Source organism: Klebsiella sp. CTHL.F3a (assembly GCF_019890895.1).
In the GTDB taxonomy this organism is placed as follows: domain Bacteria; phylum Pseudomonadota; class Gammaproteobacteria; order Enterobacterales; family Enterobacteriaceae; genus Klebsiella; species Klebsiella grimontii.
This window is the reverse complement of the sequence record NZ_CP082360.1, coordinates 1258822-1284797: the sequence shown is the minus strand read 5'-3', so window position 1 is coordinate 1284797 and position 25976 is coordinate 1258822. Positions and strand designations below refer to the sequence as shown.

The window sequence follows — 25976 nt, the reverse complement described above, 5'->3', positions numbered from 1 at the left end:
TGAGCGTAATGCAACAGCAAAAACCGCTGGAAGGCGCGCAGCTGGTCATTATGACCATTGCGCTGTCGCTCGCGACCTTTATGCAGGTGCTGGACTCCACCATCGCCAACGTGGCCATCCCCACCATCGCCGGTAACCTTGGCTCATCGTTGAGCCAGGGGACCTGGGTTATCACCTCGTTTGGGGTGGCGAACGCTATCTCCATTCCGATTACCGGCTGGCTGGCAAAGCGCGTTGGCGAAGTGAAGCTGTTCCTCTGGTCGACGGTGGCGTTCGCCATCGCCTCCTGGGCCTGCGGCATGTCAAACAGCCTGACGATGCTGATCTTCTTCCGCGTGATTCAAGGGATCGTCGCCGGTCCGCTAATCCCGCTATCGCAAAGTCTGCTGCTCAGCAACTACCCGCCTGCCAAGCGCTCTATCGCGCTGGCGCTGTGGTCAATGACGGTGATCGTCGCGCCGATTTGCGGCCCTATCCTCGGCGGCTATATCAGCGACAACTACCACTGGGGCTGGATCTTCTTTATCAACGTGCCGATTGGCATCGCCGTGGTGGTGATGACGCTACAGACCCTGCGCAATCGCGAAACCCGCACCGAGCAGCGGCGGATTGATGGCGTCGGCCTGGCGCTGCTGATCATCGGTATCGGCAGCCTGCAGGTGATGCTCGACCGGGGTAAAGAGCTGGACTGGTTCGCCTCGAACGAAATCATCATCCTGACCATTGTCGCGGTGGTGGCGATAAGCTTCCTGATCGTCTGGGAGTTAACCGACGACAACCCGATAGTCGACCTGTCGCTCTTTAAGTCGCGAAACTTCACCATCGGCTGCCTGTGTATCAGCCTCGCCTATATGCTCTACTTCGGCGCTATCGTGCTGTTGCCGCAGCTACTGCAGGAGGTATACGGCTATACCGCCACCTGGGCCGGTCTGGCTTCGGCGCCGGTCGGGGTGATCCCGGTTATCCTGTCGCCGATTATCGGCCGCTTCGCGCATAAGCTGGATATGCGTCGGCTAGTCACCTTCAGCTTTATTATGTACGCGGTCTGCTTCTACTGGCGTGCGTGGACCTTCGAACCGGGTATGGATTTCGGCGCCTCGGCGTGGCCGCAGTTTATCCAGGGCTTCGCGGTAGCCTGCTTCTTTATGCCGCTGACCACCATTACGCTGTCCGGCCTGCCGCCGGAAAGGCTAGCGGCGGCATCGAGCCTGTCGAACTTCACGCGTACCCTGGCGGGCTCCATCGGCACCTCGATTACCACCACCATGTGGACGAACCGCGAGGCGCTTCACCATGCTCAGCTTACCGAGTCGGTGACGCCGTATAATCCCAACGCCCAGCAGATGTATGACCAACTGCAGGGATTAGGGATGACGCAGCAGCAGGCGTCCGGCTGGATCGCGCAGCAGATAACCAACCAGGGGCTGATTATCTCCGCCAACGAAATTTTCTGGTTCTCGGCGGCGATATTTATCCTTCTGCTCGGGCTGGTATGGTTTGCCAGACCGCCGTTCAGCGCCGGCGGCGGCGGTGGCGGCGCGCACTAAGGTTTGACCTGAAGGGATCTACGGATCCCTTTTTTATGGCCGCCGCGCAGGTTGTCCAGTTTGCGCTAGTTTATGTCCAGTTCGCTGGAGATGCCTCTTCGCCTTGTCATGCACGATAAAGATCCGCTTAGAAGGAGAAAATCATGCTGACTCAACCTGGTGAAAAATACCGTCCCTATCCGCCTATTGCCCTGCCCGACCGTCGCTGGCCGGAGCAGCAAATTACCCGCGCCCCGCGCTGGCTCTCCACCGACCTGCGCGATGGCAACCAGGCGCTGGCCGAGCCGATGGACAGCGCGCGCAAGCTGCAGTTCTGGGACTTACTGCTGGAGTGCGGATTTAAAGAGATCGAAGTGGCCTTTCCCTCGGCCTCGCAAACCGATTTCAACTTTGTGCGTCAATTGATTGAAGAACGGCGTATCCCGCAGGATGTGACGATTCAGGTGCTAACCCAGGCACGGGAAGATTTAATCCTCAGGACCTTCGAATCGCTGCGCGACGCCCGCCGCGCCACCGTCCACCTCTATAATGCCACCGCTCCGCTGTTCCGCGAGCGGGTATTCGGGATGAACAAAGCGCAGATCGTCGAGCTGGCGACCCGAGCCACCCGCCTTATCCGCCAGCAATGCGAACAGCAGCCGCAGACCCGCTGGCAATACGAGTACTCCCCGGAAACTTTTTGTTTTACCGAGCCGGAATTCGCGCTGGAAATTTGCGAAGCGGTGGCGGAAATCTGGCAGCCCTGCGCCGAACGGCCGATGATTATCAACCTGCCCGCGACGGTGGAAGTCAACACGCCTAACGTTTATGCCGATCAAATTGAGTTTTTTTGTCGTCACTTCTCGCGCCGCGCCGATGTGTGCATCAGCGTCCATCCACATAACGACCGGGGAACCGGCGTCGCCAGCGCGGAGCTGGCGGTGATGGCCGGCGCCGACCGCGTCGAAGGCTGCCTGTTCGGCAACGGCGAGCGCACTGGTAACGTCTGTCTGGTGACACTGGCGATGAATCTCTACAGCCAGGGCGTCGATCCCCGACTCAGGTTCACTGAGATGAACCGGGTGGTCGAGATCGTCGAAAGCTGCAACCAGATCCCGGTTCATCCGCGCCACCCATGGGCGGGAAGCCTGGCCTATACCGCCTTTTCCGGCTCGCATCAGGATGCGATCAAAAAAGGGTTCGATGCCCGCCGGCCCGGCGATCGCTGGGAAATGCCCTACCTGCCCATCGACCCGCAGGATATCGGCTGTAGCTACGAGGCGGTGATCCGCGTTAACAGCCAGTCCGGCAAAAGCGGCAGCGCGTGGCTGATTGAGCAGAATCATGGTCTGAAGCTGCCGCGCGCGCTGCAGCAGGATTTTAGCCTGCACGTCCAGCGCGAAACCGATACACATGGTAAAGAGATGACCCACAACGCGCTGTGGCAGCTGTTTCGCGCCCGCTATGGGCTGCTCCCCCAGCCGCCGCTGGCGCTGCTGGATTACCAAAGTGATAGCCAGCAGGACGGTCAGCTTTCTCTGCAGGCCTCCCTGCGTATCGCCGGCGAAACGCGACGTCTGCAGAGCCGCGGCAACGGCCTGCTGTCCGCCGCCGCCAGCGGGCTGAGCGGCCTGTTAAAACAGAACTTCGTGATTAAGGATTATCACGAGCATACCCTCGGCGAACGTAGCGACAGCCGTTCAGTAGCCTATATTCGCTGCGTCTTCCCGAATGGCGACAGCCGCTGGGGGGTGGGAATTGATAACGACGTGGCGCGCGCCTCGCTGCAGGCGCTGTGTAATGCGATGAGCGCAGGTCATTATTCCGGTGAACGGAAGTAGTCGCTGGGGGCAACGCCTGTTACCCGGCGAAACATGGCGCTAAAAGCGCTGTGGCTACCGTAGCCGAGATCCAGCGCCACCCGCAGTACCGACTGCCCCTGCGCCAGGCGAACCAGCGCTTCCATCAGCTTCGCCCGGCGCACCCATTCGCTCCAGGTGAGCGTGGTCTGCTGCTGAAAATGACGATTCAGCGTGCGCTCGCTCATGCTGCTCTCTTTCGCCGCCTCGGCGCTGCTCCACGAGTCGCCGGGCGCTTCTCTTACCTTCTGGCATAAACGGCGCAGGGCTTCGCTTTGCGGCTCCGGCAGGCCAAACGGCAGCACCGCCATACCGCGAATTTCATCAAGGATCAGTTCGTAGATGCGTTCATCGCGGCTGCCCGGCGCGTAGGATTCCGCCAGCGTCAGCGACGCGACAATCAGTTCACGCAGCAGCGGAGTCACCTGCACTATCTGGCAGGCAGAGGGAAGATCGGCACGCGCGAGAGGATCGATAAACAGGGTTCGCGCAGCCGCAGCGCCGGTAACCCGTAGGGTATGTGGGGTACCGGCGGGCAGCCAGACGCCTCGCCCCGGCGGCACAACCCAGTAGCCATGCTCGGTTTCTACCCGCACCACGCCGCTGAGAATATGCAGCAGCTGGGCGCAATCGTGCTGATGCCAGGGTTCGCTATCGCCATGGGCGTAATCATGGGCAAAAGGCACCAGCGAACGGTGTTGAAAATTGAAGGTTAAGGTCGTCGACATCGCCGCGGCGTCAGGGAATAGCGGCCCGACGGAGTTCGCCGGGCCGTAGCAGAAGCACTAGATGTGCAGTTCTTGCAGTTTTTCTTTCGGCAGCGCCAGCTCATCGTTGCTGTTGACGCGGACATCGCGCTCGATGATATGGCGAGCGATTTCCTGAGCTTCTTCCAGCGAGTGCATGGTGTAGGTTCCGCACTGGTAAACGTTCAGCTCCGGGATCTGGTTCTGATCTTTCACCTTCAGCACGTCGGCCATCGCCGCTTTCCAGGCATCCGCGACGCGCTGCTCGTCCGGCGTACCGATCAGGCTCATATAGAACCCGGTGCGGCAGCCCATCGGAGAGATGTCGATAATTTCCACACCATTACCGTTCAGGTGATCGCGCATGAAGCCGGCAAACAGGTGCTCAAGGGTATGAATGCCTCTTTCCGGCATCACTTCCTGGTTTGGCACGCAGAATCGCAGATCGAAAACGGTGATTTCATCGCCGTGAGGCGTGTTCATTTTCTTCGCGACACGCACCGCAGGCGCTTCCATTCGGGTATGGTCGACTGTGAAACTATCTAACAACGGCATTCTTCACCTCCGATAGTGATTTTTTTAAAAATAAAATGAACTCTTTTTGAGGCAGCGAGTCTGAGTATATGAAAGACGCGCATTTATTATCATCATCATCCCTGAATCAGAGATGAAAGTTTGGCCACAGTGATGTGGCCGTTTTCTTTTTTACGGCGCGTAAAGCTACGCGTGCCTTGCCAGCAGCGCTTCAAACGGCTCGCTATCCGCCGCTTCCACCTTCTTCTGTCGCTGTAGCGATGCCTCACGCTCGGCAACAAAATCCGCCTCGCTTAAAATTTCCAGCGGCTCTTCGCGTAGCATCGTCCGATAGCGATCGGCCAGCTCTCTGCCGGTGCCGCCAATCCCCTCTTCAAGCATAGAACGCAGAATGCGCGCCGAGAAGGTTAATTCCGGGTTGTCGAAGCAGGCGACCAGCTCATCGCAGGCCTGCTGATAGGCCTGGCATCCGTGGATGCTATCCAGGGTCTGCGCCACACGGCGTAAATCGCGGAACAGATCTTTGCCGACCTGAGCCAGCGGGAACTGCGCGGTTTCGCAGCCAATCCCCAGCGTCAGGCCCGGCTTACGGCCTTCCAGAATCACCCGATTCCAGTTGGTGCGCGTGCACAGCAGCTCGTCGCTGCTCATCTCCGGCGCATCAGCCAGCACGCACCAGACCATAAACAGATCGAGGAAACGCACCTGCTGCTCGTCAACGCCAATCGGCGAGAACGGGTTGATATCCAGGGAGCGAACCTCAATGTACTCAATACCGCCGCGCAGCAGCGCGTCGGAAGGCGTTTCGCCGCTGCGGGTCACGCGTTTCGGGCGAATCGGCGCGTACAGCTCGTTTTCAATCTGCAGCACGTTGCTGTTGATTTGCAGACGCTTACCGTCTTTCTCCAGCCCGATATTTTCATACTCTTCGGAAGGCGTTTTAATCGCCCGCTTCAATCCTGCCACATACTCGTAGAGATCGTTAAACGTAATTCCGAGATTACTTTGCGATTTATTGGTATAGCCCAGATCGCTCAGACGCAACGAGGTCGCATACGGCAGGTAGTACATGCCGTTGCCGGCTTTCTCAAACGGCAGCGACGTCGGTTTGCCCTGCAGGAACGACGAGCAGATCGCCGGGGAAGCGCCAAACAGGTACGGAATCACCCAACCAAAACGGTAGTAGTTGCGAATGGAGCGGAAATAGCCCGCTGAAATCGCTTCTTTACCGCTTTCCGCATCCTCAACGCCGCACTTAGCCTGCCAGAAAGCCATCGGCAGCGAGAAGTTATAGTGCACGCCGGAGATGGTTTGCATCAGCGCGCCATAGCGATTTTTCAGCCCTTCACGATACAGCGTTTTCAGGCGACCGATATTAGAGGTGCCGTACTGCGCCAGTTCAATATCCTGGCCGGGCGCGATATAGCAAGGCATGCTCAGCGGCCACATGCGCTCGTCGCCAATATGACGTGCGGTATAGCGATGAACATCGCGCATAAAGGTGAGCATATGCTGGATATCGCCATCAACCGGCGTAATAAATTCCAGCAAAGCTTCGGCAAAATCGGTGGTAATCCACTTATGAGTCAGCGCTGAACCCAGTGCCTGCGGATGACCGGTAGTGGCCAGCGTGCCGTCAGCGTTGACGCGCAGCGTTTCGCGTTCAAGACCACGTTGAATACCCTGCAGCGCCTGCGGATTTTTTTCCAGCCAGGCCAGCGCCTGTGATACGTCCGGGATCAATTTGACCTCCCGCCTGTCGAAATCGTTTGAATTAGCATAATTGTAATGGTTGAACAATCAGTCCAATTAGTGCCACCACGTCATGCCCTGAAGCGTTATCGCCGCAACGACGATATAGCGTATTGCTTTGCCAAGGCATAAAAAAAAGAGCACTGGTCCCCAGGAAATGCGCATCCATCCCGCCAGTAAACACAGCAAATCGCCTATAACAGGCGCCCAGCTTAATAATAGCGCGGCCGCGCCGTAGCGCCTCAGCCAGCCGGACGCCTTCTCTTGCCAGCGCGATGTTTTGCGCAGCGGAAACAGGCGCCCCAGAATAACGTTAGTTACCCCTCCAAGGCTATTACCGATTATTGCTATTAAAACCAGTAACCACGGCTGACTCACCCCCGCCAGCAGCATAGCAATTAACACCACTTCCGAATTGCCGGGAAGCAGCGTGGCGCTCAAAAAGCTGCTGGCAAACAGCGATATCAGCGACAGCGAGTCGCTCACAGCAATCGCACGTCCACGGCATCCATTCCGGCGCGCTTTGCCGCCTGCAGACCGAAGTCCGCATCTTCAAAGACCACGCATTTCTCCGCCGCAACGCCCATGCGTTCAGCGCAGAGTAAGAAAGTATCAGGCGCGGGTTTATGGTTGGCGACATGATCGGCGGCAACCACCGCCGAGAAGTAGTGGCGCAGGCCCAGATGGGCCAGCAGCGCTTCAGCAACGGCGCTCTCGCTGCCGGTACCGACCGACATCGGACGACGACCGTGCCACTCTTTGACCACCTCAATCAGCGGTAAAGGGCGGACGCTATCAAGCAGCATCGCTTTCACGGCGTCCGTTTTTTCCTGCGCCAGAGAGTGAGGATCTAAATCAGCCTGATTTAATTCGATAATGGCCTGAGCGATCCGCCAGGTTGGAGAACCGTTAAGCGCGACCATAGCCTGCATATCAAAACGCATACCGTAACGTCCCAGAACCTCGTTCCATGCCTTACGATGCGTAGGCTCGGTATCGAGGATCGTGCCATCCATATCAAAAATCAGTCCTGCGTAACGTTCGTACATCGTCTTCTCACCAACCTGTTAAGGAGGAGTTACTGTAACGCAAAAGGTCTGCTTTGTCGCTGCCAGCGGTAGATACAACAAGGGCGCTCGATGGCGCCCTTGTTGATACAGATGCAGTGTGGTGCGTTTATTTGATTCTTAAATCGTTCTCAACCATACGAACGCCCTGCACTTTTCGCGTCACTTCTACCGCTCGTTTAGCGCTATCGGCGGATGAGACAAAGCCGCTGAGCTGTACACGACCTTTAAAAGTCTGGACGCTAATTTCCGAAGACTTAATCTCTTTGTCATTGAAGAGCGCGGTTTTGACTTTGGTGGTCACGACGGTATCGTCAATATACCCTCCGGTACTTTCCTTTGTGGACGAACCTGCGCAGCCCGCCAGCGATACGGCGACCAGAAGCGTCGCGCAAAACGCAGATATTGCCTTGAACCATTTCATGGATTTCTCTCCTTGCACTTATCCCACCCAGTATCAGGTCGGTTAACAGGAATAAATTATAGTGGAAATAGGGAGTTGCCAATGAAAAAAGTGCTGAAGGGGGAGGTGTATTATTGCGCTTAAGAGGTTTTGAGACAAAGAGAGTGGCTGGAGCTTATTTCGCAGACCATGAAACAACAGCGTGGCTGCTATCTCGGAGAAGATGGTGCATCCGGGAGGATGACTCAGGGCCGTTGCTGAAGCAACGTTATCCTCCCTGGTGCTGGCGATTATCTCGCAGACCATGAAACAACAGCGTGACTGCTATCTCGGAGAAGATGGTGCATCCGGGAGGATGACTCACTCGGTTCGCCCTTCGGGCCGTTGCTGAAGCAACGTTATCCTCCCTGGTGCTGGCGATTATCTCGCAGACCGTGAAACAACAGCGTGGCTGCTATCTCGGAGAAGATGGTGCATCCGGGAGGATTCGAACCTCCGACCGCTCGGTTCGTAGCCGAGTACTCTATCCAGCTGAGCTACGGATGCATCGGGAAACTTGCTTTACTACCGATATTGATACCGCTGCTGAAGCAACGTTATCCTCTCTGGTGCTGGCGATTATCTCGCAGACCATGAAACAACAGCGTGGCTGCTATCTCGGAGAATATGGTGCATCCGGGAGGATTCGAACCTCCGACCGCTCGGTTCGTAGCCGAGTACTCTATCCAGCTGAGCTACGGATGCATCGGGAAACTAACTTTACTGCCGATATTGATACCGCTACTAAAGCCGTATCAAGTAAGAGATGGTGCATCCGGGAGGATGACTCACTCGGTTCGCTCTTCGGGCCGTTGCTGAAGCAACGTTATCCTCCCTGGTGCTGGCGATTATCTCGCAGACCGTGAAACAACAGCGTGGCTGCTATCTCGGAGAATATGGTGCATCCGGGAGGATTCGAACCTCCGACCGCTCGGTTCGTAGCCGAGTACTCTATCCAGCTGAGCTACGGATGCATCGGGAAACTTACTTTACTGCAGATTTTGATACCGCTGCTAAAGCCGTATCAAGTAAGATGGTGCATCCGGGAGGATGACTCGCCTTGCGGCTCGCCCTTCGGGCCGTTGCTAAAGCAACGTTATCCTCTCTGGTGCTTGCGGCTAATACCGCCACCTCATCCACACTTTCGTTGCTGAAGGTATGGAGAATATGGTGCATCCGGGAGGATTCGAACCTCCGACCGCTCGGTTCGTAGCCGAGTACTCTATCCAGCTGAGCTACGGATGCAAAATGGCGGTGAGGCGGGGATTCGAACCCCGGATGCAGCTTTTGACCGCATACTCCCTTAGCAGGGGAGCGCCTTCAGCCTCTCGGCCACCTCACCACACGCCTCTTACGAGTGCTTCGAAGAACTTGTTTCTGCTCTTCGTCGCTGCGATGGCGCACATATTACTTTCTGGTACTTATAAGTCAAACCTTTTTTCGAGACCTTTTTTTCGTTTGCACACTTCCCGCGCAATTAGCCTGTGAAAACGGCAAAAAGAGTATTTTATCAACAAGAAATTGGCGATTACGCCGCGGCTAACGCAAAAGATAACTGTCGCGGACGCTGAGAAAGAGACAAAAAAGAGAAGCTATCGGAGAGGAAAAGTGGCACAAATGGGGGATAGAAGGAGGCGCCTCACCGAACAGCGAGGCGCGAAAACCTTAGTAACTGGACTGCTGGGATTTTTCAGCCTGGATACGCTGGTAGATCTCTTCACGATGCACGGAGACTTCTTTAGGGGCATTAACGCCAATACGTACCTGGTTACCCTTCACCCCTAAAACTGTCACAGTGACCTCATCTCCAATCATGAGGGTCTCACCAACTCGACGAGTCAGAATCAGCATTCTTTGCTCCTTGAAAGATTAAAAGAGTCGGGTCTCTCGTATCCCGGCATTATCCATCATATAACGCCAAAAAGTAAGCGATGACAAACACCCTACGGTGTAAGCAGTCACGGCATCACATTCTGTTAAACCTAAGTTTAGCCGATATACACAACTTCAACCCGACTTTATCGTTATCAGTGCTTCTCGCGCAAGATGCTGTAATCCGAGAATCACAGCATCTATGCAATTATAGTTATTACAGTTTTGCGCTTACCCAGCCTTTCACACTGGCCAACGCAGCAGGGAGAGCAGACGCATCGGTACCGCCGGCTTGCGCCATATCCGGACGACCGCCCCCTTTACCGCCCACCTGCTGGGCGACCATACCTATCAGTTCCCCTGCTTTCACGCGGTCTGTCACATCCTTAGACACACCAGCAATCAGAGAAACCTTACCTTCTGCGACCGTGGCCAACACGACAATCGTTGAACCCAGTTGATTTTTCAGATCGTCAACCATAGTACGCAGCATTTTCGGCTCAACGCCGGCCAGCTCGCTGACCAGCAGCTTAACGCCGTTAATCTCTTCCGCTTTGCTGGAGAGATTTGCGCTCTCCTGCACAGCAGCCTGCTCTTTCAGCTGCTGCAGCTCTTTTTCCAGCTGACGGCTGCGTTCTAACGCGGCGCGGACTTTGTCGCCGAGGCTGTGGGTATCCCCTTTCAGCAGCTGCGCGATATCGCCCAGCAGATCGCTCTGCGCATGCAGCATCGCCATCGCGCCTTCGCCGGTGACCGCTTCGATACGGCGCACGCCCGCGGCGGTGCCGGATTCAGAGGTAATGCGGAACAGGCCGATATCACCGGTGCGCGAGGCGTGAGTACCGCCGCACAGCTCGGTGGAGAAATCGCCCATGCTCAGTACGCGAACGCGATCGTCATACTTCTCGCCAAACAGCGCCATCGCGCCGGATTCACGCGCAGCGTCAATATCCATGATATTGGTTTCGATCGGCAGGTTGCGACGAATTTGCGCGTTCACCAGATCTTCTACCGCGCGGATCTCCTCCGGCTTCATCGCTTCAAAATGCGAGAAGTCAAAGCGCAGCGCTTTGTCGTTAACCAGAGACCCCTTCTGCGCAACGTGCGTACCAAGTACCTGGCGCAGCGCCGCGTGCATCAGGTGCGTCGCGGAGTGGTTGAGGCGGATACGCTGACGACGAGCCTCATCAACATCGGCCTGCACGGCGTCGCCGACTTTCAGCGAGCCGCTGGTGACTTTACCGATATGACCAATGGCCTGTCCGTATTTCTGCGCGTCATTGACGTGGAAGGAGAAACCGGCGCCTTTAAGTTCGCCTTTGTCGCCCACCTGGCCGCCAGATTCCGCGTAGAACGGCGTCTGATCCAGAATGACCACCGCTTCCTGGCCCGCGTTAACCGCATCAACCGCTTTGCCATCGATAAACAGCGCGGTGACTTTGCCGTTCAGTTCCAGGCTGTCATAGCCTTTAAACTCAGAGGCGCCGTCAACGCGGATCATCGCATTGTAGTCCGCGCCAAAGCCGCTGGATTCGCGCGCGCGGCGGCGCTGCTCTTCCATTGCCGCTTCAAAGCCCGCTTCATCAACTTTGATGTTGCGCTCGCGGCAAACGTCCGCGGTCAGGTCAACCGGGAAGCCGTAGGTATCGTACAGGCGGAAAGCGGTTTCACCGTCCAGCGTGTCGCCCTGCAGTTTAGCCAGCTCTTCATCCAGCAGCGCCAGTCCGCGCTCCAGAGTACGGGCGAACTGCTCCTCTTCGGTTTTCAGCACCTGCTCAACCTGAGCCTGCTGCTGTTTCAACTCATCACCGGCAGAACCCATTACGTCAATCAGCGGGGCAACCAGTTTCCAGAAGAAGGTCTCCTTCGCGCCCAGCATATTACCATGGCGAATTGCGCGACGAATGATGCGGCGCAGCACGTAGCCGCGGTTTTCATTCGACGGAATAACGCCATCGGCAATCAGGAACGCGCAGGAACGAATATGGTCGGCGATAACGCGCAGCGACTTGTTAGACAGATCCGTGGCGCCGGTAACCTTCGCCACGTTCTTAATCAGATCGCGGAACAAATCGATATCGTAGTTGGAGTTCACGTGCTGCAGAACGGCGGCAATACGCTCGAGGCCCATACCGGTATCCACGGACGGCTTCGGCAGCGGTTCCATAGTCCCGTCAGCCTGACGGTTGAACTGCATAAAGACGATGTTCCAGATCTCAATATAGCGGTCGCCGTCTTCTTCCGGTGTTCCCGGAGGGCCGCCCCAGATATGGTCGCCATGGTCGAAGAAGATTTCGGTACAGGGACCGCACGGCCCGGTGTCACCCATCTGCCAGAAGTTATCGGAAGCAAACGGCGCGCCTTTGTTGTCGCCGATGCGGATAATACGCTCGCGCGGTACGCCAACGTCATTTGCCCAGATGTCGAACGCTTCGTCGTCGGTTTCGTAAACGGTCACCCACAGTTTTTCTTTCGGCAGGGCGAACCAGCTTTCACCGGTCAGCAGTTCCCATGCGTATTTGATGGCGTCCTGTTTGAAGTAATCGCCGAAGCTAAAGTTGCCCAGCATTTCAAAGAAGGTGTGGTGACGCGCGGTGTAGCCGACGTTTTCCAGATCGTTGTGTTTACCACCCGCACGAACGCAACGCTGCGCGGTGGTCGCGCGCGAATAATTACGTTTGTCGAGACCAAGGAAGACATCCTTGAACTGGTTCATCCCGGCGTTGGTAAACAGCAGGGTCGGGTCGTTATGCGGCACCAGGGAGCTGCTCGCAACTACCTGATGTCCTTTACTATGGAAAAAGTCGAGAAACGCCTGACGGATCTCAGCGGTGCTCTTGCTCATAATTATCCTGAAATCAAGCTAACGAAATGTCGCTGGCAGCCACTGCCCAGTATCGACCGGCAGGCTACTCACGAAAATAAAGTGGGAATAAGATAAGTTTTCTTCACGGGGAAGTAAAATCCCGGATGGGTCAATCTGCAAAATTTCGCCAGATTTCCTGAATATCTTCCATCAGATAACCGCGATAGAGCAAAAAGCGCTGAATTTTGACTTTTTCGGCAAATACGGTGGGCAGGGGTTCGCCATATTTTCGCTGCGCCTGCTCTTTAGCAAGCTGCGCCCAGTCGATTACGCACTCGCGCATGGCTGACTCTATCGTCTCGCGGGAAATCCCCTTCTGCTTTAGCTCCTGGCGGACGCGCGCCGGGCCGTATCCCTTGCGGCTACGGCTGGCAATAAACTGACGAACAAAGCGTTCGTCGTCCAGGTAGCGGTTCTCAATGCACCATTCAACAACTTTATCGACCTCTTCCGGCGTCACGTTCAGCGCTTCAGGCCCATTTTTACTCATAACCGGCGCGGCCAGTTTGCGCCTTAGCTCTTGTTCGCTGTGGTCGCGCATTGCCAGAATGCGAATCGCGCGATCCAGCAGCCTGGCGTAGTCAGAGCGGCGGGATGAAGTTTCAGTCACGGGCAGCCTCGCTAATCAAAAAAGCAAAAGGGCCGCGTAAGCGGCCCCTTGTTAGTCTGTTCAGACGATATCAGAAATCCTGTTCGGTTTCCGCTTCGCTGTTGCCATCAACCGCGAAGTCCGGCGTGGAGTCCTGATTGCTCAGCAGCAGTTCACGAACTTTCTTCTCGATCTCTTTTGCCGCAGCCGGGTTCTCTTTCAGCCAGGAGATTGCGTTCGCTTTACCCTGACCAATTTTATCGCCGTTGTAGCTGTACCAGGCACCGGCTTTCTCGATCAGCTTCTCTTTCACGCCGAGATCGACCAGCTCGCCATAGAAGTTAATCCCTTCACCGTAGAGGATCTGGAATTCAGCCTGTTTAAACGGCGCGGCGATTTTGTTTTTCACCACTTTAACGCGGGTTTCGCTGCCGACAACGTTATCGCCCTCTTTCACCGCGCCGATACGACGGATGTCCAGACGAACGGAGGCGTAGAACTTCAGCGCGTTACCGCCGGTGGTGGTTTCCGGGTTACCGAACATCACGCCAATTTTCATACGAATCTGGTTGATGAAGATCAGCAGCGTGTTGGACTGCTTCAGGTTGCCCGCCAGTTTACGCATCGCCTGGCTCATCATACGCGCCGCGAGGCCCATGTGAGAGTCGCCGATTTCGCCTTCGATTTCCGCTTTCGGCGTCAGCGCCGCAACGGAGTCGACGACGATAACGTCTACCGCGCCGGAACGCGCCAGCGCGTCACAGATTTCCAGAGCCTGTTCGCCGGTATCCGGCTGGGAGCACAGCAGGTTGTCGATATCGACGCCCAGCTTGCGTGCATAAACCGGGTCCAGCGCGTGTTCCGCATCGATGAACGCACAGGTTTTGCCTTCGCGCTGCGCGGCGGCGATAACCTGCAGCGTCAGCGTAGTTTTACCGGAAGATTCAGGCCCGTAGATCTCGACGATACGGCCCATCGGCAGGCCGCCTGCGCCCAGGGCGATATCAAGGGAAAGCGAGCCGGTGGAGATAGTTTCCACATCCATGGAACGGTCTTCACCCAGGCGCATGATGGAGCCTTTACCGAATTGTTTTTCGATCTGGCCCAGTGCTGCCGCCAACGCTTTCTGTTTGTTTTCGTCGATAGCCATTATTACTCCTCTCATGCCGGGTGTAACCGGGTAGTGAATTCTGTTCTGTTGAAGCAATTATACTGTATAGTCATACAGTATCAAGTGTTTTGTAGAAATTGTTGCCAGAGGAGATTTAGCGCATAGGCCGTGGCCTGGCGGCGTACCGACTCGCGGTCTCCGGCAAAGCATTCGCGCCGGGTCACGCCCTGTCCGCTGGCGCTGGCGACGCCAAACCAGACGGTTCCCACCGGCTTTTCCGCGCTGCCGCCATCCGGTCCGGCAATGCCGCTGACCGAAATGGCATAGTCCGCGCGGGCCGCGCGCAGGGCGCCAATCGCCATCTCCACGACCACCGGTTCACTCACCGCGCCATGCTCAAGCAGCGTCGCTTCGCTGACGCCAATCATCTGCGATTTCGCTTCATTGCTGTAGGTCACAAAACCGCGCTCAAACCATGCCGAACTACCGGCGATATCGGTAAGGGTTTTGGCGACCCAGCCGCCGGTGCAGGACTCCGCCGTGGTCACCGTCGCGCCGCGCGCTTTCAGCGCCTGCCCCACCAGCTCGCTCAGCTGCATTAATTCGGAATCTGTCATTCGTCGCCCCACGTAAGCTGTACAACCAGGCCATCAAAGATAGCACTTCCAGTAGAGATATGGGGATGAGGTAACGAATTTACGAGTCTGCTTCAGAAAAACATCGACCACGCCCGACGACGCATTTTCGGATAGCCGCCAGGGGTCGCCGGTGTCACAATTCACCGCACATATCAGGAAGAGTGAAATAAGAGGTTACCAGGAATGGTCAAAACACCGCTTACCTCAGAGCAGAACGTGAAAAAAATACGCCAGGTGCGCTTGTGCCTGTTTATCTGTGGCGTCGTGTCACTGTTTACCGCGCTACTGAATATATTTACCCGCTCATTCAACCCGCTGTACGAAGGCGTACAGATCCTGCTGGGGGTGGGCTGTATTGTCTTTGGTTTCACATTAACCAAAAAAATCAAAAAGATACTTGAAGAATAATCAGGTCAGATAACCGGCCCGCCGCGGGCCGGCTTCATTTATTTCATACTCGCCGCAATCAGCTCCACGTTGTGACGCAGCATTTTCACGTAGCTGTCCGCCACGCCGCCCGGTTTAGAGAGCGCTTCAGGGTAGAGCTCTCCCCCCGGCTGCGCGCCCGTTGCGCTGGCAATCTGTTTAACCAGTCTTGGATCAAGCTGATTTTCCATAAACCAGGTATGCACCTCGTCGGCTTTAATCTGTTTGATTAAGGCCGCCACCTGCGCCGCGCTGGCTTCACTTTCCGAAGACAATCCCTGCGGCGCGAGGAAGGTCACACCATAGGCGCGGCCAAAATAGCCGAACGCGTCGTGGCTGGTCAGAACCTTACGCTTTGCCTGCGGAATGGTGCTGAACCGATCTTTTGCCCAGCGATCGATCTCATTGAGCTGGCTGATATAGCGCTGACCGGATGCCTCCAGCGCCGACTTATCTTCCGGGTCGGCTTTCACCAGGGCGTTGAGGATATTCTGCGCATACAGCGCACCGTTCGCGGCGCTGTTCCACGCGTGCGGATCGGTTACCGTTGCGCCATCTTCTTCCAGCGTATGGGTTTTTACGCCGTCGGAAGCCACCACCAGCTCGCCTTTAAACCCCGATGCCTTAATCAGCCTGTCCAGCCAGCCTTCCAGCCCCAGGCCGTTCACCACCACCACATCGGCTTTGCTCAGCAGCGCGCTGTCTTTCGGCGAGGGTTCAAAGGTGTGCGGGTCGCCGTCCGGCCCTACCAGCGTATCCACATGCACATGTTCGCCGCCAATCTGCTGCACCATATCGCCTAATACGGAAAAACTACTCACCACGTTTAGGGTTTTCGCCATCACCCCGTGCGATGCCAAACCCAGCGCCAGCGCTAGCCATATCCCGGTACGTTTCATCATATTCCTTACCCCATTAATTTGCGCCAGCCGACAACCAGCCGGCTGCGCGTGCCAAAAAACACCGATATAAAAAAGATGCCGCTGGCGGTCAGCACAATGGCGGGCCCGGCAGGCAGGTTTGCCGCCCACGACAGGCTCAGCCCCATCCACGCGCAAAAACCGCCAATGAGCGCCGCCAGCAGCAGAATGCCCGGCAGCGTCCGCGCCCAGCATCGCGCCGCGACCGCGGGCAGCATCATGACCCCCACCGCCATCAGCGTGCCGAGCACCTGAAACCCGGCCACCAGATTGAGAACCAGCAGGGCGAGGAACAGGCCGTGCAGCAGCGCAGGCAACCTTCGTGCATTGACCTGAAGCCAGACGCTGTCGAAGGCTTCGCTGACCAGGCCGCGATAAAACAGGGCGATGCAGATCAGCGTCAGGCTGGCGACGCCGCTCACAAACAACGCAGAATCGCTGTCCACCGCCAGAATCGAGCCGAACAGCAGATGCAGTAGATCGACGTTAGAGCCGCGCAGCGAGACCAGCGTCACGCCCAGCGCCAGGGAGCCAAGATAAAATCCGGCAAAGCTGGCATCCTCTTTTAAAGGCGTGCGTCGGCTGACCCACCCCGCCACCAGCGCGACCGCAATCCCGGCGATAAAACCGCCGACGGTCATCGCCAGCAGCGACATCCCGTTAAGCAGATAGCCCGCGGCCACACCCGGCAAAATCGCATGCGAGAGCGCATCGCCCATCAGGCTCATGCGGCGTAAAAGCAAGAAGACGCCGAGCATGGTGGTGCTCAGGGACAACGCCAGGCACACCACCAGCGCGCGGCGCATAAAGCCAAATTCGATAAAGGGCTGAATGAAGGTATGCCAGATCATGCCAGCCTCGCGCCGTGAAAGGCGGGCAGCACATCAGGCGTACTGCCCCAGCGGGCGCGCTGCGGCGTCAGCAGCATCGTTTCCGGGAAATAGTCGGCGACCCGCTGGTTATCGTGCAGCACCGCCAGAATCGTCTGCCCCTGCTGATGCATTTCCAGGATCAGCGCCATCAGCTCGCGGCAGGTGGCTTCGTCGATGCCGGTAAACGGTTCGTCGAGCATCACCAGCGGCGCGCGCTGCACCATCACCCGCGCGAACAGCATGCGCTGAAACTGACCGCCGGAGAGCTCCTCAATCGGCGTTTTCGCCATCGTTAACAGCCCCACCCGCTCTATGGCTGCGACGATGCGCTGACGCCCCCCTCCTCCGAGCCCACGCAGCAGCGATACGCACGGCCAGGTCCCCAGGCTGACGACATCCTGCACCGTGAGCGGAAACTGCGACTCCAGCGCATGCCGCTGCGCCAGCCAGCCGATAACCGGCCGTCCGTCGCGCCAGTTCAGGCGGCCGCTGACCGGCGGAATAAATCCGGCCAGCGTCTTTAACAGCGTCGATTTGCCGCAGCCGTTCAGGCCGACGATAGCGGTCATACTCCCCGCTGCAATCGCGCCGCTCAGCGACGGCGTGATCGCCAGCCCTTCATAGCCAGCCACCAGATGATCGAGCTCAATCATGGCAGCGATACCGCCCACCAGGTTGCCAGCCACAGAGCGGCCAGCAGCACGCAGGCCATCCCCAGCCGGGCTATACCTGATGTCATCAATAAGGAAGTCAATGTTAACGCCTCAATAAAATGTTATAACATAACAATATTAAAAGAAGCGCGGAATGTAAATTGGCGTCAACAAAAGGAAATGCTGCAAAATGTTACAGACTCCTCTCCGCACGGAGAGGAGCGCAGAAGGCGGGATTACTGCATGCGGGCCTGAGAAACCGCCAGCCCCAGCTGCCAGACGGCCATCGCGTAATGGGTGCTGTGGTTATAGCGGGTGATGGTGTAGAAGTTCGGCAGGCCGTACCAGTACTGGTAGCCTGTGCCGATATCCAGACGCAGCAGGCTCGCCTGCTGATGGTTACCCAGCGGCTGAGTCGGGGTAAGTCCTGCCGCCGCCAGCTGCGAGACGCTGTATTTGGTTTTGAACCCATTGTTCAGCCCAGGCGCCTGGCCCAGCGCCTGTACCGCCACCAGATCGCCGCTCACCCAGCCGTGCTGCTTGAAGTAATTCGCCACGCTGCCAATCGCATCGACCGGATCCCACAGGTTGATATGCCCGTCGCCGTTAAAGTCCACCGCGTACTGCCTGTAAGAAGAAGGCATAAACTGACCGTAGCCCATCGCGCCGGCGAAGGAGCCTTTCAGATCGAGCGGGTCGTCCTGTTCGCTGCGCGCCATCAGCAGGAACGTTTCCAGCTCGCTGGAGAAGTACTCGGCGCGGCGCGGATAGTTAAACGACAGCGTCGCCAGCGCATCAAGGATGCGGGTTTTCCCCATCACCCGCCCCCAGCGGGTCTCGACGCCAATAATCCCGACGATAATCTCCGGCGGCACGCCGTATACCTGGTACGCGCGGTTGAGCGCATCCTGATACTGGTTCCAGAACGCCACGCCGTTCTGCACGTTATCCGGGGTAATAAACTGCTTTTTGTAGCGCAGCCAGGCGCCGTTTGGCCCTGACGGCGGCAGTCCGGTGGGCGCCTGACGGTCCATCAGACGCAGCACGTAGTCCAGGCGTTTGGCCTGGGAGAGGATTTGATGCAGCTGCTGTCGGTCGAAGCCGTGCTTGCTCACCATTTTATCAATGAACTGTTCCGCCGCCGGGTTATTGGCGAAATCGCCGCTCATCTCCATCACGTTATGCTGCGGCTCGAGTAAAAAACCGCCCGTACCGCCCGCCATTTCCTTTTCCGCAGGAGTTTGAGGTTTGCTGCTGCAGGCAGCGAGGAGAACGCACAGGGGGAGTAAAGCCAGGGAACGACGCTTCAACATGGGACATCCATTTAACAAATCGGCAAGGGGTAATTATGGTAAAGCATGCGCCCGCTCACAAGGAAGCGGCGGCAATGTAAATTCTTTTTTATCGCCTTTTTTCCTCTCGCCCCGTCGGATCCTTCGTTCACTTCAGCCACAATCTTTCAAAATAAAATATTTATCTTTCATTTTGCGATCAATATAACAATTTCAAACCTTTTAAAATGATTAAAATTAGCTGCCAGTTAGCAAGAAAAATAACACGCTGAAGGAGAGAACAATGATTGAAGTCGTTACCCACGGCGCCGAATGGTTTATCGGCCTGTTTCAGAAGGGAGGCGAGGTGTTCACCGGTATGGTCACCGGGATCCTGCCTTTGCTGATCAGTCTGCTGGTGATCATGAATGCGCTGATCAACTTTATTGGTCAGCAGCGGATCGAAAAGCTGGCGCAGCGCTGCGCCGGTAATCCGATCTCCCGCTACCTGCTGCTGCCCTGCATCGGCACCTTCGTTTTCTGTAACCCGATGACCCTGAGCCTTGGGCGCTTTATGCCCGAGAAATACAAACCGAGCTACTACGCGGCGGCCTCCTACAGCTGCCACTCAATGAACGGCCTGTTTCCGCACATCAACCCCGGCGAACTGTTCGTCTATCTGGGGATTGCCAACGGGCTAACCACCCTCGGTCTGCCGTTAGGGCCGCTGGCGGTGAGCTATCTGCTGGTGGGCCTGGTGACGAACTTCTTCCGCGGCTGGGTGACCGACCTGACCACGTCGATTTTTGAGAAAAAAATGGCTATCCAGCTTGAGCAGAAAGTGCATCTGTCAGGAGCGACATCATGACCCATATTCGCATTGAAAAAGGCGCCGGCGGCTGGGGCGGCCCGCTCGAACTCGACGCCGTTGCCGGTAAAAAGATTGTCTATATCACCGCGGGCACCCGCCCGGCGATCGTCGATAAAATTGCCCGCCTCACCGGCTGGCAGGCGGTCGATGGCTTCAAAGAGGGCGAACCGCCGGAAGCGGAAATCGGCGTGGCGATTATCGACTGCGGCGGCACCCTGCGCTGCGGTATCTACCCGAAGCGCCGCATCCCGACCATTAATATTCACGCGACCGGCAAATCGGGTCCGCTGGCGCAGTACATCGTCGAAGATATTTACGTTTCCGGCGTCAAAGAGGAGAACATTATCGCGCTGGAAGATGGCGACTCCCCGGCCCCGCAGGCCGCGCCTGTTCAGCCGGCGGCCCGCGACTATGACACCAGCAAGAAAATAACCGAGCAGAGCGACGGCCTGCTGGCCAAAGTTGGAATGGGGATGGGTTCGGTCGTGGCGGTGCTGTTCCAGGCCGGTCGCGACACCATCGATACGGTGCTGAAAACCATTCTGCCGTTTATGGCCTTCGTCGCGGCGCTGATCGGCATCATCATGGCCTCCGGCATCGGCGACTGGATTGCCCACGGCCTGGCGCCGCTCGCCAGCCATCCGCTGGGCCTCGTCACCCTGGCGCTGATCTGCTCTTTCCCGCTGCTGTCGCCGTTTCTCGGCCCCGGCGCGGTCATCGCCCAGGTCATCGGCGTGCTGATTGGCGTACAGATTGGCCTTGGCAATATTCCGCCGCACCTCGCCCTGCCCGCGCTGTTCGCCATTAACGCCCAGGCCGCCTGCGACTTTATCCCGGTTGGCCTGTCGCTGGCGGAAGCGCGCCAGGACACCGTGCGCGTCGGCGTACCGTCGGTACTGGTGAGCCGCTTCCTGACCGGCGCGCCAACGGTGCTGATCGCCTGGTTCGTTTCCGGATTTATTTACCAATAAGAGGTTCCTGAAGATGACCGTGATTTACCAGACCACCATTACCCATATCGGCGCCAGCGCGGCGATGGCGCTGGACGAGCAGATGCTGATCACCTTCCGCGAAGGCGCCCCGGCCGATATCGAAGAGTACTGCTTTATTCACAACCACGGCGAGCTGTCCGGCGCGCTGGTGCCGGGTGCGGAGCTGCAGCTTGGCGAGATGCGCTACCCGGTCACCGCCGTCGGCGACGTCGCCGAGCAGAACCTGCGCGAGCTGGGCCATATCACGCTGCGCTTTGACGGTCACCGCGAAGCGGAATTCCCCGGAACCGTACACGTGGCTGGCCCGGTGCCGGAAGGCATCGCCGCCGGCTGCGTACTGAAATTTGTTGCTTAAGCTGTAAGGAGAAAAGTATGAATCAGGTTGCTGTTGTCATCGGTGGGGGACAAACCTTAGGGGAGTTTCTGTGTCGCGGGCTTGCCGCGGAAGGCTATCGCGTGGCGGTGGTCGATATTCAAAGCGATAAAGCGTCCCGCGTCGCGCAGTCAATTAACGCGGAATATGGCGAAGGAACGGCGTGGGGCTTCGGCGCGGACGCCACCAGCGAAGCCAGCGTCGTCGCCCTCGCCCGCGGGGTGGACGACATTTTTTCCCGCGTCGACCTGCTGGTCTATAGCGCCGGGATCGCTAAAGCGGCGTTTATCAGCGATTTCGCACTGGGGGATTTCGACCGCTCGCTGCAGGTGAATCTGGTGGGCTACTTCCTTTGCGCCCGCGAGTTTTCCCGCCTGATGATCCGCGACGGCATTAAAGGACGCATTATTCAGATCAACTCTAAATCCGGCAAAGTGGGCAGCAAGCATAACTCCGGCTATAGCGCGGCGAAGTTCGGCGGCGTGGGGCTGACGCAGTCGCTGGCGCTGGACCTCGCGGAGTACGGGATTACCGTGCACTCCCTGATGCTCGGCAACCTGCTGAAGTCGCCGATGTTCCAGTCTCTCCTGCCGCAGTACGCCACCAAGCTGGGGATCCCGGAGGAGCAGGTCGAGCAGTATTACATCGACAAAGTCCCGCTGAAGCGCGGCTGCGATTACCAGGACGTACTTAACGTGTTGATGTTTTATGCCAGTCCGCAGGCTTCGTACTGCACCGGCCAGTCCATTAACGTCACCGGCGGGCAGGTGATGTTTTAAAACAGGATTCCCGGATTGCGCTGCGCTTACCCGGGCTACAAAACCGGCAACCCGCGCCGGTCCGTAGCCCGGGTAAGGCGCACGCGCCGCGACCCGGGTCTTCCCTACACCACACTTTATGGAGACTTTTATGGTTACCGTACTTATCACCGTCGCCGCCATCGCCTGGATAACCCAGCTCGCCTTTGGCGGCTGGCAAATCCGGCAGTTCAATCGCGCGTTCGACCGGTTGTGCCAGCAGGGCCGCGTCGGCGTGGGCCGTTCCTCGGGGCGGTTCAAGCCGCGGGCCGTCGTCGCCATTGCCGTCGACGAAGACGACCGCATCTGCGATACGCTGTTAATGAAAGGCCTCACCGTCTTCGCCAGGCCGCAAAAAATTCCCGCCCTCACCGGTAAGCATCTCAAGGAATTGCAGCCTGATGTGATCTTTCCCAATGATCCGCTCTGTCAGAATGCACTATCATTAGCGCTTAATCCGAAACATGGATAATTTCGTTGTGAACGTTAATATCTTGCGAAATTATCATTTCGAAACTTTAAACGCAGGATACAACGCCTATGAAACCACGTCAGCGCCAGGCAGCCATTCTCGAGCACCTGCAAACGCAGGGTAAATGCTCGGTCGAAGAGCTGGCGCAACACTTCGACACCACCGGCACCACCATCCGTAAGGATCTGGTGATCCTTGAGAATGCCGGTACCGTTATCCGCACTTACGGCGGCGTGGTGTTAAATAAAGACGAGGCCGATCCGCCCATCGACCACAAAACGCTGATCAACACCCATAAAAAAGAGCGGATTGCCGAAGCCGCGGTCAGCTTTATTCACGATGGCGACTCGATCATTCTTGATGCCGGCAGTACGGTGCTGCAAATGGTGCCGATGCTCAGCCGCTTCAACAACATCACCGTGATGACCAACAGCCTGCATATCGTCAACGCCCTCTCCGAACTGGATAATGAACAAACCATCCTGATGCCGGGCGGCACGTTTCGCAAAAAATCGGCCTCTTTTCACGGCCAACTGGCGGAAAATGCCTTCGAACAATTCAGCTTCGACCGCCTGTTTATGGGCACCGACGGCATTGATTTAATCGCCGGCGTCACCACCTTTAATGAGGTTTATACGGTTAGCAAAGCGATGTGCAATGCCGCCCGCGAAGTTATCCTGATGGCTGACTCGTCAAAGTTTGGCCGCAAAAGTCCCAATATCGTCTGCGGCCTCGAGAGCGTGGACAAACTGATTACCGATGCCGATATCAGCCCGGAATTTAAGCGGGCGCTGGAAGACAAAGGCATCGAAGTCATTATTACTGGAGAACATCATGAGTAACTTTCTGTTAGAAGCCGGACGCCAGACCCTAATGCTGGAGCTTCAGGAGGCGAGCCGCCTGCCTGAACGCCTGGGCGACGACTTCATCCGCGCAGCGGAAACCATCATCCACTGCGAGGGCAAACTGGTGGTCTCCGGTATCGGCAAATCGGGCCATATCGGTAAAAAGCTGGCCGCCACCTTCGCCAGCACCGGCACCCCGGCATTTTTCGTCCACCCGGCGGAAGCGCTGCACGGCGATCTCGGAATGCTCGACAGCCGCGACGTGATGCTGTTTATCTCCTACTCCGGCAGCGCCAAAGAGCTGGATCTTATCGTCCCGCGCCTGGAGGAAAAATCCATTCCGCTGCTGGCGATGACCGGTAAATCCACTTCGCCGCTGGCGCTGGCGGCTAAAGCGGTGCTTGATATTGCCGTAGAGCGTGAAGCCTGTCCGATGCACCTCGCGCCGACCTCCAGTACCGTCAATACCCTGATGCTCGGCGACGCGCTGGCCATGGCGGTGATGCAGGCCCGCGGCTTTAACGAAGAAGATTTCGCCCGTTCGCACCCGGCCGGCGCGCTGGGCGCGCGGCTGCTGAACAAAGTTCACCATCTGATGCGCCGCGACGGCGACGTGCCGCGCGTCGCCAACGACACCAGCGTGATGGACGCGATGCTCGAACTCAGCCGCACCGGCCTGGGGTTGGTGGCAGTCTGCGATGAACGTAATCACGTGCAGGGCGTGTTTACCGACGGCGACCTGCGCCGCTGGCTGGTGGGCGGCGGCAGCTTACAGGATATCGTCAGCCAGGCGATGACCCGCAACGGCGTTACTCTGCAGGCGGAAAGCCGCGCGATAGAAGCCAAAGAGCGCCTGATGAAGCACAAAATCAGCGCCGCTCCGGTGGTGGATGAAAACGGCCAACTGGTCGGCGCGATTAACCTGCAGAATTTTTATCAGGCCGGGATCCTTTAAGCCCCAGACGCTTCGCCAGCCGGTGCAGGTTGGCGACATCGAGCCCCAGCGCGCGGGCGGCGCCGGCCCAGCTGCGGCCATTAGCCGCCAGCGCGCTGGCTATCGCTTCGCGCTGGAACGCCTCCGTCGCCTCGCGCAGGCTCACCGCTTCCGCCGCCGGATGCGGACTGACGCTCGGCAAGACCGGCGCTTCCCCGGCCAGTTGAAAGTGCTGCGGCTCCAGCGCGATGTCATTACCCGCCTGCGTCGCCCGCGCCAGCACCACCGCCCGATGAATAGCGTGCTCCAGCTCGCGCACGTTGCCCGGCCATGGCCAGGCCAGCAGTCTGGCCCGCGTCGCCTCGCTTAAAATCACCTGCGCCAGCCCCATGCGTAAACGGCACTGTTCGCAGAAATAACCAGCCAGCAGCACCACGTCATTTTCCCGTTCGCGCAGCGCCGGAACCGACAGCGGAAACACGCTCAGACGATGATACAGGTCGGCGCGAAAACGCCCCTCCACTACCTCCTGACGCAGGTCGCGGTTGGTGGCCGCCAGCACCCGCACATCAACCCGCAGGCTGCGATCGTCGCCGACGCGCTGAATATCGCCATACTGCAGCACCCGCAGCAGCTTGGCCTGCAGCGCCAGCGAAAGCTCGCCGATTTCATCGAGGAACAGCGTCCCGTTGTCCGCCATTTCAAATTTGCCGCTGCGGTTGCTGATCGCCCCGGTAAACGCCCCTTTGACGTGGCCAAACAGCTCGCTCTCCGCCACGCTCTCCGGCAGGGCCGCGCAGTTGAGATAGACCAGCGGATTGGCCGCTCGCGGCGATCCCTGATGTACCGCTTTCGCCACCAGCTCTTTGCCGGTGCCGGTCTCGCCGCTAATCAGCACGTTTAAGTCGGAAGCCGCGACGATGTCGATCTCCTTCTTGAGCTGCAGCATCGGCGCCGACAGGCCAATGATCTCCTGACGTTCGGCCGGCGGGTAAACGATAGCCTGCTCCGGCAGCACGTTTTGGTTCTCCAGCCGGGCGATCAGCAGCGCGTTATTGAGCGCCCCGGCCACCAGGGCGGCAATCAGGCGCAGCTCCTCGTCGCTGAAGCTGTCAAAACGGTCCGCATCCATGCCGTCGAGGGTGAGCGCGCCAATCAGGGTTTGCCCGGCAAACAGCGGCAGGCCGACGCAGGCGTGTACCTTCAGGCTCTCCTGACCGGGGATCAGGCCATCGTAAGGGTCCGGTAGATCGCTGTCCGCCGGGAAACGCACCACGTCCCCCGCGCGGGCAATCGCCTCCAGCCGCGGGTGGCCTTCAAGGGCAAAGCGCCTGCCAAGAACGTCCTGGGCCAGGCCATCAATCGCCAGCGGCACAAACTGGTGCGCTTCGTAGCGCAGCAGCGCCGAAGCATCACAGCCAAGTATCTGCCGCAGGGTGGTAATCAGCCGCGAAAAACGGTCGGCGTGGCCGAGATCGCTTTGTAAATCAATGGCTATTTTCGCCAGGGCCTCGACGGAGAAACTCATTGTCGCCTCATAGTCATTCT

Annotated in this window: 26 protein-coding genes and 5 tRNA genes; 10 read left to right on the top strand and 21 right to left on the bottom strand. The window is 57.8% G+C overall.

Translation table 11 applies throughout. The annotated features are described in order from the left end of the window. The first annotated feature begins 8 nt into the window (after positions 1 to 8). Positions 9 to 1547 carry a multidrug efflux MFS transporter permease subunit EmrB gene (emrB, locus tag K7H21_RS06165; RefSeq protein ID WP_004123984.1) on the top strand — a complete coding sequence of 513 codons (1539 nt, stop codon included), beginning with the start codon at positions 9 to 11 and terminating at the stop codon, positions 1545 to 1547. A gap of 143 nt (positions 1548 to 1690) precedes the next feature. Further along, positions 1691 to 3367: a 2-isopropylmalate synthase gene (leuA, locus tag K7H21_RS06160; protein WP_223035653.1), complete on the top strand. Its 1677-nt coding sequence runs from the start codon at positions 1691 to 1693 to the stop codon at positions 3365 to 3367. Here the strand turns inward: leuA and K7H21_RS06155 are convergent. The 16 genes from K7H21_RS06155 to pncC form a co-directional block, all read right to left on the bottom strand. Next, positions 3346 to 4113 (bottom strand): AraC family transcriptional regulator, encoded by a 768-nt coding sequence (locus K7H21_RS06155; RefSeq protein WP_049113236.1) that lies wholly within the window; start codon positions 4111 to 4113, stop codon positions 3346 to 3348. The two genes, leuA and K7H21_RS06155, sit on opposite strands and share 22 nt — an antisense overlap. 57 nt (positions 4114 to 4170) lie before the next feature. Further along, entirely contained in the window at positions 4171 to 4686 is a 516-nt protein-coding gene (luxS, locus tag K7H21_RS06150) for an S-ribosylhomocysteine lyase (RefSeq protein WP_004104795.1), read from the bottom strand. A gap of 165 nt (positions 4687 to 4851) precedes the next feature. Beyond that, positions 4852 to 6408 carry a glutamate--cysteine ligase gene (gene gshA / locus K7H21_RS06145; protein WP_004123989.1) on the bottom strand — a complete coding sequence of 519 codons (1557 nt, stop codon included), beginning with the start codon at positions 6406 to 6408 and terminating at the stop codon, positions 4852 to 4854. Positions 6409 to 6474: 66 nt separating this feature from the next. Then, a complete protein-coding gene (locus tag K7H21_RS06140; RefSeq protein WP_004123993.1) occupies positions 6475 to 6903 on the bottom strand; it encodes a YqaA family protein in 429 nt (142 codons plus the stop codon). Next, positions 6900 to 7466, bottom strand: coding sequence for a fructose-1-phosphate/6-phosphogluconate phosphatase (yqaB, locus tag K7H21_RS06135; protein ID WP_004123996.1), 567 nt, complete (start codon positions 7464 to 7466; stop codon positions 6900 to 6902). Before yqaB ends, K7H21_RS06140 begins: the two co-directional genes overlap by 4 nt. A gap of 127 nt (positions 7467 to 7593) precedes the next feature. Beyond that, positions 7594 to 7908 (bottom strand): BON domain-containing protein, encoded by a 315-nt coding sequence (locus K7H21_RS06130; RefSeq protein WP_004123998.1) that lies wholly within the window; start codon positions 7906 to 7908, stop codon positions 7594 to 7596. A gap of 448 nt (positions 7909 to 8356) precedes the next feature. Next, positions 8357 to 8433, bottom strand: a tRNA-Arg gene (locus tag K7H21_RS06125). Positions 8434 to 8554: 121 nt separating this feature from the next. Then, positions 8555 to 8631, bottom strand: a tRNA-Arg gene (locus tag K7H21_RS06120). A gap of 192 nt (positions 8632 to 8823) precedes the next feature. Continuing rightward, a tRNA-Arg gene (locus tag K7H21_RS06115) sits at positions 8824 to 8900 on the bottom strand. Between the two features lie 194 nt (positions 8901 to 9094). Next, positions 9095 to 9171, bottom strand: a tRNA-Arg gene (locus K7H21_RS06110). Between the two features lie 4 nt (positions 9172 to 9175). Further along, a tRNA-Ser gene (locus tag K7H21_RS06105) sits at positions 9176 to 9268 on the bottom strand. A 323-nt stretch (positions 9269 to 9591) separates the two neighbouring features. After that, on the bottom strand, positions 9592 to 9777 hold the full coding sequence (gene csrA / locus K7H21_RS06100) for a carbon storage regulator CsrA (protein ID WP_000906486.1): 186 nt from the start codon (positions 9775 to 9777) through the stop codon (positions 9592 to 9594). 238 nt (positions 9778 to 10015) lie between these two features. After that, entirely contained in the window at positions 10016 to 12643 is a 2628-nt protein-coding gene (gene alaS, locus K7H21_RS06095) for an alanine--tRNA ligase (protein ID WP_004124000.1), read from the bottom strand. Between the two features lie 130 nt (positions 12644 to 12773). Then, entirely contained in the window at positions 12774 to 13274 is a 501-nt protein-coding gene (gene recX / locus K7H21_RS06090) for a recombination regulator RecX (protein WP_004124002.1), read from the bottom strand. A 70-nt stretch (positions 13275 to 13344) separates the two neighbouring features. After that, entirely contained in the window at positions 13345 to 14403 is a 1059-nt protein-coding gene (recA, locus tag K7H21_RS06085) for a recombinase RecA (protein WP_004124003.1), read from the bottom strand. 80 nt (positions 14404 to 14483) lie between these two features. Next, positions 14484 to 14981 carry a nicotinamide-nucleotide amidase gene (gene pncC / locus K7H21_RS06080; RefSeq protein WP_004124005.1) on the bottom strand — a complete coding sequence of 166 codons (498 nt, stop codon included), beginning with the start codon at positions 14979 to 14981 and terminating at the stop codon, positions 14484 to 14486. 204 nt (positions 14982 to 15185) lie between these two features. Between pncC and K7H21_RS06075 the strand changes: the two genes are divergently transcribed. Next, a complete protein-coding gene (locus K7H21_RS06075) occupies positions 15186 to 15410 on the top strand; it encodes a hypothetical protein (RefSeq protein ID WP_004124007.1) in 225 nt (74 codons plus the stop codon). A gap of 38 nt (positions 15411 to 15448) precedes the next feature. Here K7H21_RS06075 and K7H21_RS06070 read toward each other — a convergent pair whose 3' ends face one another. The 4 genes from K7H21_RS06070 to mltB form a co-directional block, all read right to left on the bottom strand. Beyond that, positions 15449 to 16327, bottom strand: a complete 879-nt coding sequence (locus K7H21_RS06070) for a metal ABC transporter substrate-binding protein (RefSeq protein WP_223035880.1) — start codon at positions 16325 to 16327, stop codon at positions 15449 to 15451. 8 nt (positions 16328 to 16335) lie between these two features. After that, positions 16336 to 17199 carry a metal ABC transporter permease gene (locus tag K7H21_RS06065; RefSeq protein WP_004124010.1) on the bottom strand — a complete coding sequence of 288 codons (864 nt, stop codon included), beginning with the start codon at positions 17197 to 17199 and terminating at the stop codon, positions 16336 to 16338. Continuing rightward, complete coding sequence (locus tag K7H21_RS06060) at positions 17196 to 17906, bottom strand: metal ABC transporter ATP-binding protein (RefSeq protein WP_223035652.1); 711 nt, start codon at positions 17904 to 17906, stop codon at positions 17196 to 17198. Before K7H21_RS06060 ends, K7H21_RS06065 begins: the two co-directional genes overlap by 4 nt. 203 nt (positions 17907 to 18109) lie before the next feature. Continuing rightward, entirely contained in the window at positions 18110 to 19186 is a 1077-nt protein-coding gene (mltB, locus tag K7H21_RS06055) for a lytic murein transglycosylase B (protein WP_009651581.1), read from the bottom strand. 262 nt (positions 19187 to 19448) lie between these two features. Between mltB and srlA the strand changes: the two genes are divergently transcribed. The 7 genes from srlA to gutQ all read left to right on the top strand — a co-directional run bounded on the left by srlA (position 19449) and on the right by gutQ (position 24449). Continuing rightward, positions 19449 to 20012 carry a PTS glucitol/sorbitol transporter subunit IIC gene (gene srlA / locus K7H21_RS06050; RefSeq protein ID WP_004104818.1) on the top strand — a complete coding sequence of 188 codons (564 nt, stop codon included), beginning with the start codon at positions 19449 to 19451 and terminating at the stop codon, positions 20010 to 20012. Continuing rightward, entirely contained in the window at positions 20009 to 20986 is a 978-nt protein-coding gene (gene srlE / locus K7H21_RS06045) for a PTS glucitol/sorbitol transporter subunit IIB (protein WP_223035651.1), read from the top strand. The genes srlA and srlE overlap by 4 nt, the downstream gene beginning before the upstream one ends. A gap of 13 nt (positions 20987 to 20999) precedes the next feature. Beyond that, the gene (gene srlB, locus K7H21_RS06040) at positions 21000 to 21362 is read left to right on the top strand and encodes a PTS glucitol/sorbitol transporter subunit IIA (protein ID WP_004124022.1); all 363 of its coding nucleotides are present in this window, start codon (positions 21000 to 21002) and stop codon (positions 21360 to 21362) included. 17 nt (positions 21363 to 21379) lie between these two features. Next, entirely contained in the window at positions 21380 to 22159 is a 780-nt protein-coding gene (gene srlD / locus K7H21_RS06035) for a sorbitol-6-phosphate dehydrogenase (RefSeq protein ID WP_004124038.1), read from the top strand. A 130-nt stretch (positions 22160 to 22289) separates the two neighbouring features. Next, complete coding sequence (gene gutM / locus K7H21_RS06030; RefSeq protein WP_004124041.1) at positions 22290 to 22649, top strand: transcriptional regulator GutM; 360 nt, start codon at positions 22290 to 22292, stop codon at positions 22647 to 22649. A 68-nt stretch (positions 22650 to 22717) separates the two neighbouring features. Then, complete coding sequence (gene srlR / locus K7H21_RS06025) at positions 22718 to 23491, top strand: glucitol operon DNA-binding transcriptional repressor SrlR (RefSeq protein WP_004124044.1); 774 nt, start codon at positions 22718 to 22720, stop codon at positions 23489 to 23491. Further along, positions 23484 to 24449, top strand: coding sequence for an arabinose-5-phosphate isomerase GutQ (gene gutQ / locus K7H21_RS06020; RefSeq protein ID WP_004104827.1), 966 nt, complete (start codon positions 23484 to 23486; stop codon positions 24447 to 24449). Before srlR ends, gutQ begins: the two co-directional genes overlap by 8 nt. On the opposite strand, the gene norR is transcribed toward gutQ, so the two are convergent. Further along, complete coding sequence (gene norR / locus K7H21_RS06015) at positions 24412 to 25956, bottom strand: nitric oxide reductase transcriptional regulator NorR (RefSeq protein WP_057173199.1); 1545 nt, start codon at positions 25954 to 25956, stop codon at positions 24412 to 24414. The two genes, gutQ and norR, sit on opposite strands and share 38 nt — an antisense overlap. Positions 25957 to 25976 lie beyond the last annotated feature (20 nt).

Bases quoted from the DNA above. Each gene is read 5' to 3' on its own strand.
- emrB (WP_004123984.1), top strand. From the start codon at position 9: ATGCAACAGCAAAAACCGCTGGAAGGCGCGCAGCTGGTCATTATGACC.
- leuA (WP_223035653.1), top strand. From the start codon at position 1,691: ATGCTGACTCAACCTGGTGAAAAATACCGTCCCTATCCGCCTATTGCC.
- K7H21_RS06155 (WP_049113236.1), bottom strand. From the start codon at position 4,113: ATGTCGACGACCTTAACCTTCAATTTTCAACACCGTTCGCTGGTGCCT.
- luxS (WP_004104795.1), bottom strand. From the start codon at position 4,686: ATGCCGTTGTTAGATAGTTTCACAGTCGACCATACCCGAATGGAAGCG.
- yqaB (WP_004123996.1), bottom strand. From the start codon at position 7,466: ATGTACGAACGTTACGCAGGACTGATTTTTGATATGGATGGCACGATC.
- K7H21_RS06130 (WP_004123998.1), bottom strand. From the start codon at position 7,908: ATGAAATGGTTCAAGGCAATATCTGCGTTTTGCGCGACGCTTCTGGTC.
- csrA (WP_000906486.1), bottom strand. From the start codon at position 9,777: ATGCTGATTCTGACTCGTCGAGTTGGTGAGACCCTCATGATTGGAGAT.
- alaS (WP_004124000.1), bottom strand. From the start codon at position 12,643: ATGAGCAAGAGCACCGCTGAGATCCGTCAGGCGTTTCTCGACTTTTTC.
- recA (WP_004124003.1), bottom strand. From the start codon at position 14,403: ATGGCTATCGACGAAAACAAACAGAAAGCGTTGGCGGCAGCACTGGGC.
- pncC (WP_004124005.1), bottom strand. From the start codon at position 14,981: ATGACAGATTCCGAATTAATGCAGCTGAGCGAGCTGGTGGGGCAGGCG.
- K7H21_RS06075 (WP_004124007.1), top strand. From the start codon at position 15,186: ATGGTCAAAACACCGCTTACCTCAGAGCAGAACGTGAAAAAAATACGC.
- K7H21_RS06070 (WP_223035880.1), bottom strand. From the start codon at position 16,327: ATGAAACGTACCGGGATATGGCTAGCGCTGGCGCTGGGTTTGGCATCG.
- K7H21_RS06065 (WP_004124010.1), bottom strand. From the start codon at position 17,199: ATGATCTGGCATACCTTCATTCAGCCCTTTATCGAATTTGGCTTTATG.
- mltB (WP_009651581.1), bottom strand. From the start codon at position 19,186: ATGTTGAAGCGTCGTTCCCTGGCTTTACTCCCCCTGTGCGTTCTCCTC.
- srlA (WP_004104818.1), top strand. From the start codon at position 19,449: ATGATTGAAGTCGTTACCCACGGCGCCGAATGGTTTATCGGCCTGTTT.
- srlE (WP_223035651.1), top strand. From the start codon at position 20,009: ATGACCCATATTCGCATTGAAAAAGGCGCCGGCGGCTGGGGCGGCCCG.
- srlB (WP_004124022.1), top strand. From the start codon at position 21,000: ATGACCGTGATTTACCAGACCACCATTACCCATATCGGCGCCAGCGCG.
- srlD (WP_004124038.1), top strand. From the start codon at position 21,380: ATGAATCAGGTTGCTGTTGTCATCGGTGGGGGACAAACCTTAGGGGAG.
- gutM (WP_004124041.1), top strand. From the start codon at position 22,290: ATGGTTACCGTACTTATCACCGTCGCCGCCATCGCCTGGATAACCCAG.
- srlR (WP_004124044.1), top strand. From the start codon at position 22,718: ATGAAACCACGTCAGCGCCAGGCAGCCATTCTCGAGCACCTGCAAACG.
- gutQ (WP_004104827.1), top strand. From the start codon at position 23,484: ATGAGTAACTTTCTGTTAGAAGCCGGACGCCAGACCCTAATGCTGGAG.
- norR (WP_057173199.1), bottom strand. From the start codon at position 25,956: ATGAGTTTCTCCGTCGAGGCCCTGGCGAAAATAGCCATTGATTTACAA.